Below are 17,117 nucleotides of genomic sequence, written 5' to 3'. Positions count from 1 at the left end.
TCGCTATTATTCACCCAGCCAAGGCTTTCAGGTGTAAATTAACTTGGTAAACATCATAGTGCTATCTCTTATACCACTTCTTTGAAGTTCACGGAAGAAGGTAGGCGAGTGATTGACAGTAAATCTCTTTTCCAGGAGAAAAGGGCAACATGGCAGAATGAGTGCTTGACTGCTTTTTCACAATTGGTTACAACAACAGGGCCTGATTTTCCTAGGGGAACTGAACCAGGATGACCGGCTGCTTTCCAGGAAAGGTAGAGCGTAGTTTCTCAATCTGAGAGATTCCCCGCGGGATGCGTGTTTCTGCAGAACACCCTGCCAAGCAAAACACAGCCATTCCCCTTGCGCTTGCGGTCAGTCTTCTATATCCATTTGCGAGTTGCTGGTTGCCGGGAAATGGACATTTCAGGCTAGTGATAAGGGCAGTCCCTCGCTATACGGGGGACGAGGTGTCGATTTGCGCAACTATTGACGAAGGTGCAGGCATGATTGAAATCAGAATACACGGTCGCGGCGGACAGGGAAATGTTGCCGCAGCCGAACTGTTGGCCATTGCTGCATTCAAGGACGGCAAGTTTGCCCAGGCGTTTCCCTCGTTTGGCGCTGAACGAGTGGGTGCCCCTGTGCAGGCGTTCGTGAGGATTGACGACAGAAAGATCAGGACTCGTGAAGAGGTGAGAACACCGGACTACCTGATCGTCCAAGACCATCACTTGATTGGCTCTGTACCGGTTCTGGAAGGTCTGAAGCCTGATGGGTTGATTGTGGTGAATGCTGAAATCGGTCCGGAGGATTTGAATCTGAAGACTACAGCTCGGGTGGAGACTATTCCGGCCACCGAGATTGCCCTGGAGATCATTGGCAGACCCATTCCCAATGCCATCATGATTGGGGCATTCTGCTCCCTTACTGGACTGGTGAGTGTGAATGCGGTGCAGGAGGCCATCATGGAAAAGTTTCCGGGAAGAGTCGGCGAAAGCAACATAGCGGCCTTAGAGCGGGCTGTGGAAATTATGGAAAAGAGGAAGTACGATGCTTAAACAGATCGAAGGTTCACATGCAGTTGCCCATACTGTGGCCATGTGCCGACCCAATGTGATTTCGGCCTACCCGATTACTCCCCAGACGCATATTGTGGAAGAGTTGGCTCTGATTGTCGAGACCGGTCAACTGGATGCAGAGTTTGTCAACGTGGAGAGTGAGTTTTCGGCAGCCTCGGTGGTCTTGGGCGCCAGTGCAGCTGGGGCTCGAGCATACACAGCCACCACCTCGCAGGGGCTTTTGCTGATGAGTGAGGTGATCTACTGTATTGCTGGCATGCGACTGCCGATTGTGCTCACCTGCGCCAACCGGGCCATTTCTGCTCCTCTCAGTATCTGGAACGACCAGCAGGATTCCATGGCAGTACGGGATGCGGGCTGGATTCAACTGCACGCTGAGGACAATCAGGAGGCGGCTGATCTCCACGTGCAGGCCTTCAAGATAGCAGAGCAGACCTTTCTGCCGGTAATGGTGTGCATGGACGGCTTTATTCTCACCCATGCCTATGAACCGGTGGATATGCCGGAGCAGAAGGAGATTGATGAATTTCTGCCCCCTTTTAAACCACGGCACATTGTGGATCCCAGGTGGCCGAGAGGCATTGGGCTGTATGCTGATCCCCGTTTTTATATGGAGACTCGCTACATTTTACACCGGGCACTGGAGAAATCCGAGGAGACCATCAAAGAGGTCAGTGCCGAGTTTGCCCGCACTTTTGGCAGAGAAAGCGGCGGTTTTGTCAAGAGTTACAAGCTGGAGGAGGCAGACCTGGCAATTGTCTCCATGGGCTCGGTGGTGGGCACCATCAAGGAGCTCATCGACCAGCTCGAAGAGGAAGGCAAGAAAGTAGGCCTCCTGCAGATATGTTCCTATAGGCCCTTTCCCCGCAAAGAGGTATACAATGCCTTGAAAGACAAGATGAACATCGTGGTTCTCGAAAAATGCCTTTCTCTTGGCAGAGGCGGCATTCTGGCCAGCGATGTCCGCTGGTCTTTCCCCCGGGCAGAGAAGAAAGATCGCAACATTAGCAGCTTTGTTGCCGGTCTCGGTGGTCGCAACATCCCTATGGATGACTTGCGCTACATGGTGGAGCGCGTGGAGAGAGAGCCGGTTGAGTTTGACTTTTTGGGTCTGAAAAAAGAACTCATAGCAGAAAGAGATTTATGATGAACGACAAAGCAGAAGATTTCGACAAAATCGAGAAAAAGGATCTGTTTGCCAGTGGACACCGCGCCTGCGGCGGCTGCGGCCAGGCTCTGGCTGCGCGACTGGTGGCAGATGCTGCCGGGGAGAATACCATTGCCTGTGTGGCCACCGGCTGTCTGGAGGTGTTCAGTTCACCCTACCCGGATCCGGCCTGGCGTATCCCTTTCCTGCACAGCCTGTTTGAGAACGCCTCGGCCGTGGCCTCGGGTGTGGAAGCTGCCTATAAAGCCTTGAAAAAGGGCCCGGTGAACATCATTGCTCAGGGGGGTGACGGCAGCACTGCGGACATCGGCTTCCAGTCTATCAGCGGTATGTTCGAACGAGGCCATAACGTGCTCTATGTTTGCTACGACAACGAGGCCTACATGAATACCGGAGTGCAGCGCTCCAGTTTTACCCCCTATGGTGCCAGCACCTCCACAACACCCATGGGCAACAAGACCAGAAAAAAGAACCTTCCCTTGATTGCGGCAGACCACAGGATTCCCTATGTGGCCACAGCCACGGTGGATGATTTTCGGGACGTGCAACGCAAGGTGAAAAAGGCCCTTTCCATCAAAGGGCCCAAGTATATCCACATCCTCGCTCCCTGTCCGCTGGGATGGCGTCATCCCGGTGAACTCACTGTGCAGGTCTGCCGGCTTGCCAAAGACACGGGACTGTTTCCGGTCTATGAAATCATCGAAGGCCGAGTGACCAACGTGCAGAAAATTGCGGTAAAGCTTCCTGTGGAGGAATACCTGAAGGTTCAGGGCAGGTTCAGACACCTGTTCAAGAAAGGGGTGCCAGGCAAGGAAGTGGCTGAGATCCAGGAGATTGCCAACGAGAATATTGCCAAATTCAATTTATGAGGCTGAAGATTCTCCTTGATTTCCTTAGCAGAAGCAAGATTGAAGGATATTCATAAGAGGAAGTTTTTTCAAAACCGGCTTTTTTCAATAAAAAAGGCCGGCTGGATTTTGATGCAGGCTGTTCAATCACAAACAAAGAGGCTGGTTAACTATGGATAAGCTACCTTTAGGATTAGCACTGGACTTGCACAAGGTCATACCTTACAAGACGGGATCGTGGCGCACGGTGATGCCTGTAACCATCATGCAGACGCCTCCATGTACATACAGTTGCCCGGCGGGAAACGACATCCGCGGATTCTTGCGCTCTCTCGCCTCCAGGAAAGACTACGAGGAGGCCTGGCATGTGTTGACGCGGACCAATCCTCTGCCTGCCACCTGCGGCAGAGTGTGTCCTCATCCCTGTGAGGAGGGCTGCAACAGGAGGGATTTTGACACCCCGCTGGCAATCAACAGTGCCGAGCGTGCCGTGGGTGATTTTGGCCTGGAGGAAAACCTGACCCACAAGAAACTCATTTCTGCCAGAAAGGAAAAGGTGGCAATAATAGGCTCAGGTCCAGCAGGGCTTTCCTGCGCCTTTCATCTGGCCAAAAGAGGATTTCAGATAAAGATATTCGAAGCCTACGCTGAGCCTGGCGGCATGATGCGCTATGGCATTCCGTCGTATCGTTTGCCCAACTATGTGTTGAAGCAGGAAATCGACAAGATTCTGGCCCTTGGCATTGACCTGGAGTGCAATGTGAAGGCGGGGGTGAACATCCCCATGGATCAACTCGTCCGTGAATATGATGCAGTTTTCCTTGGCCTTGGCGCTCAGAAAGGGATGCATATAGATGTGCCGGGTGTGGATGCCCAGAACGTCTTCAGCGGTGTGGAGTTTCTCAGGCAGGTCAACAGCGGCAAGTATGTTGACATTGGCAGAGATGTGGTGGTGATAGGCGGCGGCAATACGGCCATGGACTGCGCCCGGGTGGCCAAGAGGCTGGGAGCCAATGTGAGTGTGGTTTACCGCCGCACTCGCACTGAAATGCCAGCCATCACCACTGAAATCGACGAGGCTATGGAAGAGCGCATCATGTTTCGCTACCATACCAACCCGGTGAAGATCATCACAGATGAAGGACGAGTGGTGGGCATTCTCTGTGTACAGATGGAGCTCAAGGAACCTGATGCCAGCGGCCGGGCAAGGCCGGTGCCCATTGCTGGCTCTGAATCCGTTATCCCTGCTGACACGGTGATTATGGCCACAGGACAGGCAGTTGACTACGACGGCATCGACGTCCACAAGTCGAAGGACAAATGGATTGCCACCAATGAGAATCTCATGACCAGTACCGACAAAGTCTTTGCCGGGGGTGATGCGGTGCTCGGTCTGGAGACGGTGGCTGCCGCTATTGGGCAGGGAACCAGGGCCGCCTCAGCCATTGAGGACTACATAGAAGGCAGTGTAGAAAGTCGTCTGTCCCGACCGCCGGTGATCTATTCCAAGGATCTCAACACCTACTATTACAAAAAGGCGAGACGCTTCGAAAAAGAAGCCTTGCCCGTGCACCTGCGCCTCAAGGGTTTCAAAGAGATCTATCCGGCCATTGATCTGGAAGCGATTATTACGGAGGCAGAGAGGTGCTTCAGCTGCGGCCTCTGTTTCGACTGCGGGAACTGCTTCATGTACTGCCCCGACAATGCAGTCAAGAAAGCAAAGGGTGGCGCAACATATGAATTTGATTATGATTTCTGTAAGGGCTGCGGCCTGTGCGCCAAAGAATGCCCCTGCCATTACATTCAGATGACTCTAGAAAAGTAATTCCCACAAATGGCAGTGCACGCTGCAGCCGTCTTTCTTTTGCGGGATGATTTTATGGGTCCACCAGGCTCCGGTGGGCCTTTTCTATTTTTCAAATGACATTCAAGTATGCTGTGCTCGGGCTGACCGACAACAAGCTGTTCGGGGAATGGCGGTTGAGCGAGGTGGCAGAGGGGGTCTGCCATATTCCTCCAAGGCATGCTTAGACAAAAAGTGAGGTTCTTGAAGCGTTGACAAGCACAGAGTTTGTCTATCTCTGCATGTTTCCAGCTCACTGCCGCTGATAACTGGGATGAGGTTCTAAAGAGCGGCGGCAATACATATGTGAGCAGTTCAAGTCGCCGCCAGTTACTGTTCCCCCCAACGCCTGGTGCAGCTCACTGGAACAGAGGGCTCTTTTCCCAGTCCCGAGTTTTCTGCTGTACACTTTTCAAGTAGCAATTTCCTTTCTTGTCTCGCAGATCATATACTGCGTGTCGCAAAATAGTAACTGGTACGCCGCCTTTGAGGTTTACGGTGATTTCATACCTGGAGAAAGCCGCGATGAGTCCCCGAACAATCTCGCCTCCAAGGAGGGTGAAAAACACCACCACCCTTTCTTTCATGAGCGGATAGAGGCTCTTGTTCTTGATGTGATGCCTGTCGCGGGCACTGAGGCTAGGGGCTAACTGGAGTTTTTCTACCTTGGCGTCATTCTTGAGGCGTTTTGCCACTTTTTCTTTGATCTCTGCCGGATAGACAAGCTTGACATCTAGCTTGGGCATGGTGAGTGGTTCGCTGCCACCTCCCTGTTTTTCCCCAGAGGGCAAGATGCCAATGTCGTACGGGGTATTTTCGACAATCCTGGCCACCAGGATCTCTCCTCCGTGCACGTGCAGGACTCTGTCGGCTGCGTCTGCCACCGCTTCCTCAAATACCGATCTGTGATAATGTTGATCCAGATACTCTTGAAGTCCAACCAGTGTTTTCATGGCGATACTCCACCACTATTCTGCCGCAAAATCGAGCGTTTCATAACATGTTGGAAATAGAAGATTTTGCATCGACCTGATGCGCCCGTCTCGTTATGGTCCTGGGACAAGGATGCTCGGCTCGACAGTGCCGAATGCGTAGCCCTCCCGCGCACTTTTCTGCCTCTAGGCAGCAAGTCCCTGAAGCTGCCAGTATGGTACTTCCATTCATATAATTTTTTCCAGTGAAGGACAATGTGTTTGTTGCCCTGTTTTCTCAAAGGGTCAATTTTGCTTTTTTCAAAGGCCAGGTCCGTTCGACCAAATATCTTCTAATATGTTTCACATTGTTTCAATTTGTTGACTTTTTGTAGAGTACCATCTATATTACATTGAATTGTTATGAATCGGTTTTTCAGCGAGCCTTGTTGTTCGTTAGTCATTATCGACCAGCAATAGGGTATCCTTATATGATGAAGATATCACAACAAAATAGAGAAGACCTCGACGTTAATGAAGTCATTGACACCATTCCTGTGGCGGTGGTCATACTGGACGCAGACTTTTGCGTACAGGTGATGAACAGGACGGCAGAAGCCATGCTAGGCATTAGTCGCCAACAGGCGGTTGGCATCCCTTGCCGTCATATAGTAAGGAGCAACCTCTGCTTAAGAGATTGTCCTGCTAGAGAGGTTCTTAGAGAAGAGAGGGCAGTGCGACGCCAAGGGAATGTCATCAACTGCAGTCGACAGAAAATCCCGGTTGCGTTTCACGTTGATGTGCTTAGGGACAGTAAAGGTAGACTTCTTGGCATTGTTGAAACCTTGGAAGATATTTCATTGGTAGAGGAATTGGACAAAAAGATTCATGCTCGTCATGAATTCGGAGACATGGTTGGTCTCAGCCCCAAGATGCAAAAGCTCTTTGATATTCTTCCCATTATATCCCAGACTGATTCGTCCGTGCTCATTACTGGAGAGACAGGTACCGGGAAAGATCGTGTAGCCGAGATTATCCATCGATTGTCACCTCGGACGCAGGGAGCTTTCGTCAAGATAAATTGTGGTGCGTTGCCTGAGAGCCTTTTGGAATCAGAGTTGTTCGGCCACACTCGTGGGGCCTTTACCGGCGCAGTGAGAGACAAACCAGGACGTTTTCAACTTGCAAACAACGGCTCAGTCTATCTAACTGAGATCGGTGATCTCCCACTTCCATTGCAGGTCAAATTGTTGACCTTTCTTGACGACAAGGAAATTATTCCCCTTGGAGGAACAAAGACCATCAAGGCTGACGTTCGGTTGATTGCTGCCACTCATCGAGATTTGCATGCTATGGTACAAAAAGGAGCTTTCCGCGAGGATCTTTTCTACCGGCTTAATGTAGTTCGCCTCGAGTTGCCTCCTCTGCGGGAAAGAGACGGAGATATTAGGCTCTTGATGGAGCATTTCCTCAATCAGTTCAACCAGCTGTTTCAAAAAAAGATCAAGGGATTTTCTCGGAAGGCCATTGAAGTCCTTAGCCGATATCCTTATCCGGGCAATGTGCGGGAGCTTAAGAACATCGTCGAATATGCGGCGAACGTATGCCGCGAAAGCAGTATTCAGCCAGAGCATTTGCCTGACTACCTCAAGAATTCCGCACTGAGAGAGGTGGTAGCAATGAAACCCGCGGACCTTATCACAAGATCCAGTGTGGTTGCACCACCTGCTGAACAGACAGCAGTACAGGCGGGTGTTGGCGCTCTTGATTGGCGCAGCATGGAACGGCGTTTGATAATGGAGGCTCTCTCCCAAACAAGTGGTAATCGCACAAAGGCAGCGAAACTCTTGGGCTGGGGGAGGTCAACGCTCTGGCGTAAGATGAAACAGCACAAGCTCATTTGAAATAACTCGTCTCATATTGTTTCAATATAATATAATGAAAGGAAAAGTATTTGTATCGTATAGTTTCATTTTGCAATACCTGATTGTCCATTAATTTATAACCTGTGGATATTACAACTTATTTAGTGTGGCACAGTAATTGCCTTAGGATAGCTACATGACAGAAAAAATACTTATTACTATATGGGGTGATGAAATTGCTTCGCGTTTCGATTTGACAAGTGAGATACTGACAGTCCATGTGGACTCGCATGGTGGGGTAGTTGAATCCAGGACCGTGGTGCTGCCCACAATTTCAGCAGAAGATTTGTGCCATTTAATACTTAAAGAGGGGATCACCACGGTGATCTGCGGTGCGATCGAGGAAGAGTATTATCAATACCTGGTGTGGAAAAAGATTAAAGTAATGGAGTGTGTCATTGGACCATATGTTAAGGCTTTGGAACTCTTCCTCGCAGGGAAGCTGGCGCCTGGAGCGAACTTGATGAAGAGCACTTTTCTGGAGCACACATGAGAAGCTTTAGAGAAAATTTCCGACTGCTCTTGCCGAAAAGCTTCAAGGATTTTCCCAATTATGGCGAGGGACCGGAGCGATACAACCTGCTGCGCAAAAACCTCGTAATTATAATAAGCGCCGTAGCCCTGATTCCGCTCGGAGTCATGAGCGCCATCAATTATTATCAGTATATGAAAACGCTCAAAAATGAGATTGTCAGACCAATCACCCGATTGATCAACACCTCCAAACACACCCTGGAACTCTTTCTGAGCGAACGTCAGTCAGTGTTGAGCTTGATTATCCGGGAACATTCCTTTGAAGAACTGAGCCGGCAGGAAGCGTTGAGCCGTATCTTTCACGCATTAAGAAGCGAATTTGAAGAGTTCGTTGATCTGGGTTTGATAGATTCTTCCGGAGTGCAGAGGTCTTACGTAGGTCCGTATGAACTGGCCGGCAAAGTCTATAGAGATCAGGCCTGGTTCCACGCGGTACGAGTTCGCGGTGTATATATAAGTGATGTGTTTCTGGGCTACAGGGAGTTCCCGCATTTCGTTATTGCCATAATCAAAGAAACCCCCACGGGTAATTTTTATGTGCTGCGAGCAACCATCGATTCGGAGAAGTTCAATCAGCTGATCTCGGGTATCGCCCTGAGGCCCGGAAGCGACCTGTTCATAATAAACCGAGAGGGGATCTTACAAACGCCCTCGAGATATCATGGTAATGTGTTGGAAAAGGTTGCAATGCCCATTCCCCCTTTTAGTCTGGACGCAGTAATAGGCAAAACCAGAGACGAGCATGGAGAACATCTGCTCGGCTATGCTTACCTGCGAGGGACAAGCTTCATCTTGGTGGTATTGAAGGAGCCGAGTGAAGTAATGGCGGGTTGGTTTACGCTCAAGTCTGAATTCATCTTGCTTCTCGCATTCAGTGTAGTGGTTATTGTTCTTGTTACACTGAGGACTTCTAGAATGGTCGTGGATCGCATCCGGGAAGCTGACCAGGCGCGGGAGTCCTATTATGTACAAATGGAACAGTCAGCCAAGCTTGCATCTCTCGGAAGAATGGCGGCAGGGGTGGCTCATGAGATCAACAATCCATTGGCCATTATCAATGAGAAGGCAGGGCTGATGAAGGATCTCGTGCTGTTTTCCAAAAAATATCAAGATCGGGAAACCCTGCTAGCACAGGTAGATTCCATCTTGAAATCAGTCGACCGTTGCCGCGACATTACGCGTCGTCTGCTTGGTTTTGCAAGGCACATGGATGTGAAGGTGGAAAAAATTTATCTCAATGAACTGATAGAAGAAGTGCTTGGCTTCTTGGAGAAAGAGGCCTTTCACAGGAATATCAATCTAAGGCTTGACTTTGAGCCTAACCTAGATCCTATTCTACATGACAGGGGACAGTTGCAGCAGGTATTTCTCAACATAATCAACAACGCCTTTGAGGCGGTAGAGAATGGCGGCAATATCTCAATATCGACCAGGGAAGGGAAAGACGGTGACACAGTAGAAGTGGAAATCAAAGATGACGGATGCGGCATACCTCCTGAAGACCTGAAACACATTTTTGATCCATTCTATACTCGTGGTAAGTCGCAAGGAACCGGCCTAGGCTTGTCAATCACCCATGGTATAGTAACCAAGTGCGGGGGTGACATCAGAGTGCAAAGTGTGGAAGGGGAAGGGACAACCTTTACGGTGAAACTCCCGAGGCAATGTATTCTGAGTAGGAGCTGAATATGAGAGACTACAGAGTCCTCCTAGTGGACGACGAGGAAGAATTTGTCTCCACACTGTCAGAAAGACTCGGATTACGCGGCATAACTGCTGATACGGCATTGGATGGTGAAGAGGCTTTGGCAAAGATGAGCGAACAAACATATGACGTGGTCATCTTGGATCTGCTGATGCCGGGACTAGGTGGGTTGGAAGTTTTGAAGAGAGTAAAAATGCTTTCCCCTCAGACAGAAGTAATCTTACTCACCGGTCATGGGGCCACCAGGGAGGGCATTGAAGGTATGCGGTTGGGAGCCTTTGACTACCTGATGAAGCCATTGGATATTGAAGAGTTGCTGGAGAAAATGGAAGAAGCCGTGAAAGCGCAAAGGATGGCTTGATGCGATGCAGGACAGTCTCGAAAAACTTAGACGAATAAAAGAACTTGCCTTCATGGGGAAAATTACTGCTGGCCTTTCCCATGAGATCAAGAATACTCTGGCCATTATTAACGAATCTGTTGGCCTGATGGGCGATCTGCTGGACATGAAGGGAGCTACGGACTTGCCCAACCAAGCTCGTTTGAAAAGAATTATCGCCTCGATTGAGGAGCAAGTGCAACGCAGTGGGGCCATCGTCAAGCGGCTCAACCAATTCGCCCACAGTATGGACAAACCTGTGGCATTGCTGGACCTGAATAAGCTAGTGCTAGAGGTAACCATGCTAGCACAACGATCAGCCAGGCTCTTGGGGGTGCATCTAGATACACAAGTGACTGACGAGCCACTGGGAGTGATGAGCGATCCCTTTCGAATTCAATACGTAATTTTTGGATTTATCGAAGGGGCGCTGCAACGGTCTTCGCCTCATCGGGCGAAAGTCCTGGTAGCTTGTGCCCGCTGTGAACAGCAGGCCCGGGTCAGTGTCACTGATCAGGGAAGTCCAGAAGGCAGGCAGCTCAGAGAACAAATATCCACAGCCCTCGCTTCCACCAACGAAGTTCACCAAGTAGGTGACGACTCTGAACTCACGCTACTGGTATTGACTTTGGCAGAGCTCGGTGGATTAATTGAGGTTGAGGACCAGGAAGAAACGGGCACCAGAGTCATACTCTATTTTCCATTGAAAAATCCTATCAAATAACTTCCTCGCATCTGCCCTAATGCAGTGCTCGGAGCTGGCATGGGCACTGTGTTTTAGGCAGATTCTTCTTTCGTTTCAATTTCTGTCTTATTATGAAACGCCACAATACGTATCGTTATGTTTCATATTAAGACATCTCCTAAGGTCGAAGATGGCCCTATCGCGTTATCTAGTTGAAATTAAAGCTTATTTATTTTTGGCATGTTCTTTGCCTTAGTTTAAGGCGAAAACAGAGAAATCGCAGTGCCGGAGAAAATAGGATGAAAACCTGGAGAAGAAGAACAGAAGATGTTTTGACTGCGGCAACCTTTCTCGAGGCTGACTTTCCTAAGATGGCCAGAGAATTTCTCGAGGTGAACAAGCCTTCGCAGCGCCCCGTTTACCTGGGAATACCGGGCGTGAAGATCTGGTTTGGCACTATTCTGGGAGCGAGAGTCTAGATCTGGTTCCAAGTGTAAAAATCTGGCTCGGCACGGTACCAGTTCAGGTTTACACCTTTTAGGTCAAAAAGTCCTAGGTATGACCACATCTTTTGGAAGTTCAGCGGTGTGAACGAGAATGTATTACTAGTCGGTAAGGACTCAGTTTTTATGGGAACCCTGTCTGAACGGATGAGCTCAAGCGGTTTTTTCGTTCGCTTGGCTCACAGTGCCCCTGAGGCTCTTGTCGTTCTCCAAAATGACGATATTGATGTGGCAGTTATAAATATGTGCGACCTTGGTGCAGAAGGCATTCAAATACTAGAGTCGAAGAAAGAGACAAGAACCTGGGCAGAATTCATTACTCTTACAGGCCGTGATCATATTCGCCTGTCAATTGAGGGGATGAAACGTGGAGTGTTTGCTGATCTGCTGATTCCTTTTGATATCGAAGAACTCCTTGCTAAACTCAAGGAAGCAGGTGCGAAGAAAAACGCAAAAAAAGGAAAAAGATGGAAGGCAATTTCCAAAAGACTTGAGGATTTGACGGTATCGGCTGCATTTGCGGAGGCTGCAGATTTCGATTCGGCCAGGCACATAATGGCGCAGGCGGAACTGAGAAAAGCAACTCCTAACAAGGAGGGCAACGATGAAGAATATTAAAGTATTGCTAGTTGATGACGAGACGGATTTTGTCAAGGCCCTGGCGGAGAGGTTGCAGATGCGAGATCTTCGCTCGGATGCGGTCTACGATGGGGAGCAGGCCCTTACCTTTGTGGATGAACAGGAACCGGATGTGATGATACTGGATCTCAAGATGCCTGGAATTGACGGTATGGAGGTCTTGCGCCGTGTCAAGAAAGCTTATCCTAATATTCAAGTGATCATCCTCACCGGCCACGGCACAGAAAAAGACGAGGAGGAAGCGCGGAGGCTTGGGGCTTTTGACTACCTGGAAAAGCCGGTTAATCTTGATGTGCTGGTCAGGAAGATGAAGGAAGCCTACCAGAGGAAAATGGAAGACGCGATGGTTGCAGCCACTTTTGCGGAGGCCGGCGAGTTTGAAACCGCCAAGGAGGTTATGGAAGAGGATGAAAAAGAATAACGCAGCAGGGAGGGCCGTACATGAAAATTCGAGTTTTGTTGGTAGACGATGAAGAGGAATTTGTGCGGACGCTCGCGGAACGTTTGCAGATGCGGGGCTATGATGTGACCACTTCGTTTTCCGGTGAAGACGCCATTAAAGAGATCAAGGGATACAATTTTGATGTGGTTGTATTGGATGTCCTGATGCCTGGTCTTGATGGCATTGAGGCGCTTCGGGAGATCAAGAACATAAAACCTCTCACTGAAGTAATAATGTTGACCGGCCATGCCACCGTGGAGACTGCTATAGAGGGCATGAAGCTAGGGGCCTATGATTATCTCATGAAGCCTTGTAAGACTGAGGACTTATTGAGCAAGATCAACGCTGCCCGCGAGAGGAAGGCCGAGCACGAAGAACGCATCCGGGAAGCTAAAGTACGGGAACTTGAGACATCACCCCTGTCAGTGCTTAAAGACAAATAACAGTTTGGGATTCTCTCATTCTCATGCACTGCAACCATTGGCAGATCTCCACTATGAGGAAAGAGAGGTTCAGTCTGAGGATGATTTCAAGAGTTTTCAAATTCTGTATAAGGGTTGAATTCTTTTTGTAAAACTTCGTGAAAAAGATCACTTGCAGAAGTGCTCATGCGGCTGGGACATTGTTGAAGTGGTAACGCTTTCCGACGTCTTCACTAGGATGTGTCAAATGATCAAAACATGTGAGTTTCAGTGGCACAGTTATAGAAGGTTTTCTGGAATACAAACAGAATTGAGGAGGAGGGGGTGAGGATATGAGCCATGATGTGGAACATGAAGCAGGTGGCGGCGGCATTCTAGCCCACAAGGCCCTGTGGCTGGGCATTGGTCTAGGTATCTTTATTCTTGTGGGATTCATTGTGCCTACCCCTCAGAGCTTGATAGAAATAGTTGAAAAGTACGGTTTCGCCAAGAGAATGATGGAGTGGGAGATTGCCCTCAGCGCACTGGATGCAGCCAACAAGACCATGATCGTCCTTGGCATTATCCCCATGGCAGTGATCTTTTTTGCCACCGAGGCCATACCCATCGGCTTGACTGGCATTTTAATGCCGACTCTTGCCTACTTCTTCCACCTCCTGCCGCGCAAGATGATCGGCAAGACCTTTGCAGGAGATGCCCCCATGTTCCTTCTCGGTGTACTGGCCATGGGTGTTGCGGTGGTTGATGTGGGTTTACACAAGAGACTTGCCACCTGGCTCCTGGGCTGGACCAAGGGATTCTGGGTACCTGTGTTTACGCTCTGTGTGAGTATGTCTATTGTAGGATCGTTTATTTCCGCTCACGCCATGTGTGCCTTCATGACGCCGGTGATGATGGCTGTCTACTTCGGTGCGGTGGAGGCCAACAGTAGGGGTGGCAGGATAGAGCATGACCCGGCTCTGGCCAAGTTCCTTCTCTTTTCCTTGTGCTATGCTCTCAATGTAGGCGGTGTGGGTTCGCCTGCAGCCGGTGGCCGGAATGTCATCATGATGGGCTTTTGGAGTGAATACAACGTTCCTATGGACTTCTTCACATGGATGAAGTACGGACTTCCCATGGTCCCGGTTCTAGGTGTTTTAGTAGCAGTGTACATGATGGTTTTATTCGGGAAGAAAGTGAAGACCAAAGACCTCACGCCTGGGCTCACTGCAATTAAGGAGGAAACTCAGAAAATGGGCAAGATGACGTATGCAGAATACGTTACCTTTGGCATGCTGCTTGTCATCCTATTCCTCTGGATAGTTGGCGGTGAGGAACTAGGATTGGGAGGCCCTTCACTGCTGGCCCTCTTGATTCCGGTGATATTCAGGACTACACGTTGGAGGAAGATCCTGTACGGTATCTCCTGGGATGCCTGGTTTATGTACTGCGGCGCCCTCACTCTCGGCGCCCTGCTCAAAGAGAGCGGTGCCGCGCTCTGGCTGGCGCAGACATTCCTGAAGATTCTTGGCAGCGTGGGCATGAGCAAGGGTTTCGGCCTCTGGGTTGGTCTGTCCGGCCTTTCCGGTCTGATCACCAACTTTATGTCAGATGCGGGTACTACCGCTCTTCTCGGCCCGATTGTCATTCCCATGGGTATCATGACCGGTGTGCCTGCCGAACCCTGGGCTACTGGGTTGGCTGTTGCCTTTGCTACTTCGTTTGCCCATTTTCTCATTGTGGGTACGCCCAATAACGCCATTGTCTACGGATTAGGGATTTACCCCGATACAGGCGAGAGAGCCATTCATCCCATTGACTTTGTCAAGTATGGATTTGTCCTATGGATTCTTTCCATGGTGGTGGTCTGGGTCGTGGGATTCCTCCTCATTTACAATTTCGTCGGCTTCCCTGAAGGGCTTTTGGAGACCGCTAAGGCTGTAATGGAGCAAGGCGCCATGTAGGCTTGCTGGCTACCGGAACCATAAGACAGCTTTATCGTAGTGAACCACACACTACCACCCAATTATTTCCCCACCCCCTTCCCTGTCCAAAGTGAGGGAGGGGGTTCGGGGCCGCATTCCGAGTGTTTCCCCCATTTCTGTCACAAACAATCTGATCTTGTAGCGCAGGTAAAATCTGAGGTAGGGGGGAATTCCTCCCCGGAATTGCGGGTTTCTCTCCATGGACGGCAGCACTGTCTCCTGCCTAGAATAAAAGTGTATTTGTGGGTCAGTTTTCCTGGGAGGCTGTTTAGACTGATCAATGGTAACAGAGACGATCGCCAATACTATCGTTCCTTGACACAGGAAATCATCTTGCTGTTCATTGCAGTATCATTTGCCCCTCTAATTCTGATAGGTGGTGCAGTTCTCTACCAGTTCGATGTTTCTTATCATGAAAAGATTATGGCCCATCTTGAAGAAGTGGTACGAAAGCACATGCAAAGCATAGACGCGTTTCTCACAGAAGGACTTGCGCACCTTATCATGATAACTGACACTTTCACCACTGAGCAACAGAGTGATGAGCTCTTTCTTCGGGAGAAGCTGGCCATTCTCCAGAGAGTTCATGGTGGGGTGTTCGTGGATCTCGGTTATGTGGATAAACAGGGGGTGCAGATTGCCTATGCAAGTGCTTTCAGACTCGGGAAAGTGAATTATGCCGAGGCCGATTGGTTCAAGAAGGCCGCTACAAAGGATCATTTTGTCAGCGATGTGTTTCTCGGTGTCAGGCAGCCCCATTTTCTTGTAACGGCGAGAAAACAATAGGCGGAAAAACTCGATTCTTTGATCTACCATTGATTTTGTTGTCTTTAACAGCTTATTGGAAAAACTCCATTTTGGCAAGACTGGCCACGCCCACGCTCTTACTGGGAATGCCAAGGGGCAATTTCAGAGACTCTCAGCCACCGGCCCGACACCTATTGGCGAATGGCAAAGATCTGCTCCTGCAGGGGGGGGTTACTGCAAGTGCCGGCGTGGCTTCAGGCAGGGTTTTCCTGGTGAAGAAGACTGTGGATAGCCTGAGATTTCCTGAGGGAGCGGTATTGGTGAGTTCTCAGGCCTTGCCGTCCTGGGCTGCACTTCTTTACAGGGCAGCCGCAGTGGTGACCGAGCACGGAAGTGTCACCAGCCACCTTGCCAACGTGGCCAGAGAGTTCGAAGTCCCCGCTTTGTTCGCGGTGGCCGGAGCAACATCGGCTTTGACAAACGGTGAGCTGGTTACAGTGGATGCTGACGGTCGAAAAATCTATTCTGGTCGCATAGAGTCACTGCTGCGGAAAAGAAATAACAGGAAGGACTTCATGCGGGGGAGTCCTGTCTACCGTGTTCTCGAGCAAGTGGTGCCGCACATTGTATCCTTCAATCTACTCGATCCTGATGCACCGACGTTCAAACCGAGCAACTGTCGCACTTTTCATGATATTACCAGATTCGCTCACGAGAAATCGGTACAGGAAATATTCAATTTCGGTCGCACACATCACTTCTCTGAGCGGTCCAGCAAGCAGCTGCTTTGCGATGTGCCCATGCAGTGGTGGGTCATTAACCTGGACGACGGCTTTCGTAAAGAAGTGGAAGGGAAATTTGTCGAACTTGACAACATCGTTTCCATACCAATGCGTGCCATCTGGGAAGGGGTTACTGCCTTCCCCTGGTCCGGTCCGCCGCCTGTTGATGCAAAGGGTTTCATGTCTGTGCTCATGCAGGCAACCAGCAACCCTTCCATGGATCCGGCTAGGAGTTCGCTCTACGCCAATCGCAACTACTGGTACTGTCAACAATTTTGTGTGAAATTTTTTTCCTGCCATTTTTCTGAGGAGTGGCAGGTTCTTGGCAACTTTTTCTATGGGCTTTGACCGCCAATGAACTTCCATCTTCAGGCAGATGAAAGCCAGCAAGGTGTAGCAGGATCTTTCACCAGCCAGGATCTCCATAGGCTTGGTTCTTCGCTTAAACTCCTTGTTCAGCCGTTCAATGACATTGGTTGTGCGCAAACATATCCATTCCTCTTCGGGAAAATCCAGATAAGTGAGACAGGAATCCAAAGACCTCTCCAGACACTTGACA

17 protein-coding genes and 1 pseudogene are annotated in these 17,117 nt (G+C 49.8%); 16 read left to right on the top strand and 2 right to left on the bottom strand.

Annotation, left to right across the window (positions count from 1 at the left end; genetic code table 11):
- Positions 1-485: 485 nt before the first annotated feature.
- From JRI89_09915 to JRI89_09900, 4 genes are all read left to right on the top strand, one after another.
- Positions 486-1,040 (top strand): pyruvate ferredoxin oxidoreductase subunit gamma, encoded by a 555-nt coding sequence (locus JRI89_09915; protein ID MBW2071558.1) that lies wholly within the window; start codon positions 486-488, stop codon positions 1,038-1,040.
- Positions 1,033-2,208: a pyruvate ferredoxin oxidoreductase gene (gene porA / locus JRI89_09910; GenBank protein ID MBW2071557.1), complete on the top strand. Its 1,176-nt coding sequence runs from the start codon at positions 1,033-1,035 to the stop codon at positions 2,206-2,208. The genes JRI89_09915 and porA overlap by 8 nt, the downstream gene beginning before the upstream one ends.
- Positions 2,205-3,098, top strand: coding sequence for a pyruvate ferredoxin oxidoreductase (locus tag JRI89_09905; protein MBW2071556.1), 894 nt, complete (start codon positions 2,205-2,207; stop codon positions 3,096-3,098). Before porA ends, JRI89_09905 begins: the two co-directional genes overlap by 4 nt.
- A gap of 151 nt (positions 3,099-3,249) precedes the next feature.
- Positions 3,250-4,902: an FAD-dependent oxidoreductase gene (locus tag JRI89_09900; GenBank protein ID MBW2071555.1), complete on the top strand. Its 1,653-nt coding sequence runs from the start codon at positions 3,250-3,252 to the stop codon at positions 4,900-4,902.
- A gap of 377 nt (positions 4,903-5,279) precedes the next feature.
- Here JRI89_09900 and JRI89_09895 read toward each other — a convergent pair whose 3' ends face one another.
- A complete protein-coding gene (locus JRI89_09895; protein ID MBW2071554.1) occupies positions 5,280-5,873 on the bottom strand; it encodes a hypothetical protein in 594 nt (197 codons plus the stop codon).
- A 449-nt stretch (positions 5,874-6,322) separates the two neighbouring features.
- Here JRI89_09895 and JRI89_09890 point away from each other — a divergent pair, with 449 nt between their 5' ends.
- The 12 genes from JRI89_09890 (at position 6,323) to JRI89_09835 (ending at position 16,906) form a co-directional block, all read left to right on the top strand.
- On the top strand, positions 6,323-7,735 hold the full coding sequence (locus JRI89_09890) for a sigma 54-interacting transcriptional regulator (protein MBW2071553.1): 1,413 nt from the start codon (positions 6,323-6,325) through the stop codon (positions 7,733-7,735).
- Positions 7,736-7,892: 157 nt separating this feature from the next.
- Positions 7,893-8,249, top strand: a complete 357-nt coding sequence (locus JRI89_09885; GenBank protein ID MBW2071552.1) for a dinitrogenase iron-molybdenum cofactor biosynthesis protein — start codon at positions 7,893-7,895, stop codon at positions 8,247-8,249.
- Positions 8,246-9,976, top strand: a complete 1,731-nt coding sequence (locus JRI89_09880; GenBank protein ID MBW2071551.1) for a two-component sensor histidine kinase — start codon at positions 8,246-8,248, stop codon at positions 9,974-9,976. The genes JRI89_09885 and JRI89_09880 overlap by 4 nt, the downstream gene beginning before the upstream one ends.
- A 2-nt stretch (positions 9,977-9,978) precedes the next feature.
- The gene (locus JRI89_09875; protein MBW2071550.1) at positions 9,979-10,356 is read left to right on the top strand and encodes a response regulator; all 378 of its coding nucleotides are present in this window, start codon (positions 9,979-9,981) and stop codon (positions 10,354-10,356) included.
- 4 nt (positions 10,357-10,360) lie between these two features.
- Complete coding sequence (locus JRI89_09870) at positions 10,361-11,098, top strand: HAMP domain-containing histidine kinase (GenBank protein ID MBW2071549.1); 738 nt, start codon at positions 10,361-10,363, stop codon at positions 11,096-11,098.
- A gap of 260 nt (positions 11,099-11,358) precedes the next feature.
- Positions 11,359-11,538, top strand: a complete 180-nt coding sequence (locus JRI89_09865; protein ID MBW2071548.1) for a hypothetical protein — start codon at positions 11,359-11,361, stop codon at positions 11,536-11,538.
- A 108-nt stretch (positions 11,539-11,646) separates the two neighbouring features.
- Positions 11,647-12,180, top strand: coding sequence for a hypothetical protein (locus JRI89_09860; GenBank protein MBW2071547.1), 534 nt, complete (start codon positions 11,647-11,649; stop codon positions 12,178-12,180).
- Positions 12,167-12,622, top strand: coding sequence for a response regulator (locus tag JRI89_09855; protein ID MBW2071546.1), 456 nt, complete (start codon positions 12,167-12,169; stop codon positions 12,620-12,622). Before JRI89_09860 ends, JRI89_09855 begins: the two co-directional genes overlap by 14 nt.
- A 20-nt stretch (positions 12,623-12,642) precedes the next feature.
- Positions 12,643-13,086, top strand: coding sequence for a response regulator (locus tag JRI89_09850; protein MBW2071545.1), 444 nt, complete (start codon positions 12,643-12,645; stop codon positions 13,084-13,086).
- Between the two features lie 311 nt (positions 13,087-13,397).
- Positions 13,398-15,008, top strand: a complete 1,611-nt coding sequence (locus JRI89_09845) for an anion permease (GenBank protein MBW2071544.1) — start codon at positions 13,398-13,400, stop codon at positions 15,006-15,008.
- Positions 15,009-15,362: 354 nt separating this feature from the next.
- The gene (locus tag JRI89_09840) at positions 15,363-15,815 is read left to right on the top strand and encodes a hypothetical protein (GenBank protein ID MBW2071543.1); all 453 of its coding nucleotides are present in this window, start codon (positions 15,363-15,365) and stop codon (positions 15,813-15,815) included.
- Positions 15,816-15,922: 107 nt separating this feature from the next.
- Positions 15,923-16,906, top strand: a complete 984-nt coding sequence (locus JRI89_09835) for a hypothetical protein (GenBank protein MBW2071542.1) — start codon at positions 15,923-15,925, stop codon at positions 16,904-16,906.
- Here JRI89_09835 and JRI89_09830 read toward each other — a convergent pair.
- Positions 16,862-17,117, bottom strand: a pseudogene (locus JRI89_09830) (transposase). The gene JRI89_09835 and the pseudogene JRI89_09830 overlap by 45 nt on opposite strands.

The sequence above is a fragment of the Deltaproteobacteria bacterium genome (assembly GCA_019309045.1).
GTDB lineage: Bacteria > Desulfobacterota > Syntrophobacteria > BM002 > BM002 > JAFDGZ01.
The sequence above is the reverse complement of the archived record's forward strand: the minus strand, read 5'-3'. Positions and strand labels throughout refer to the sequence as shown.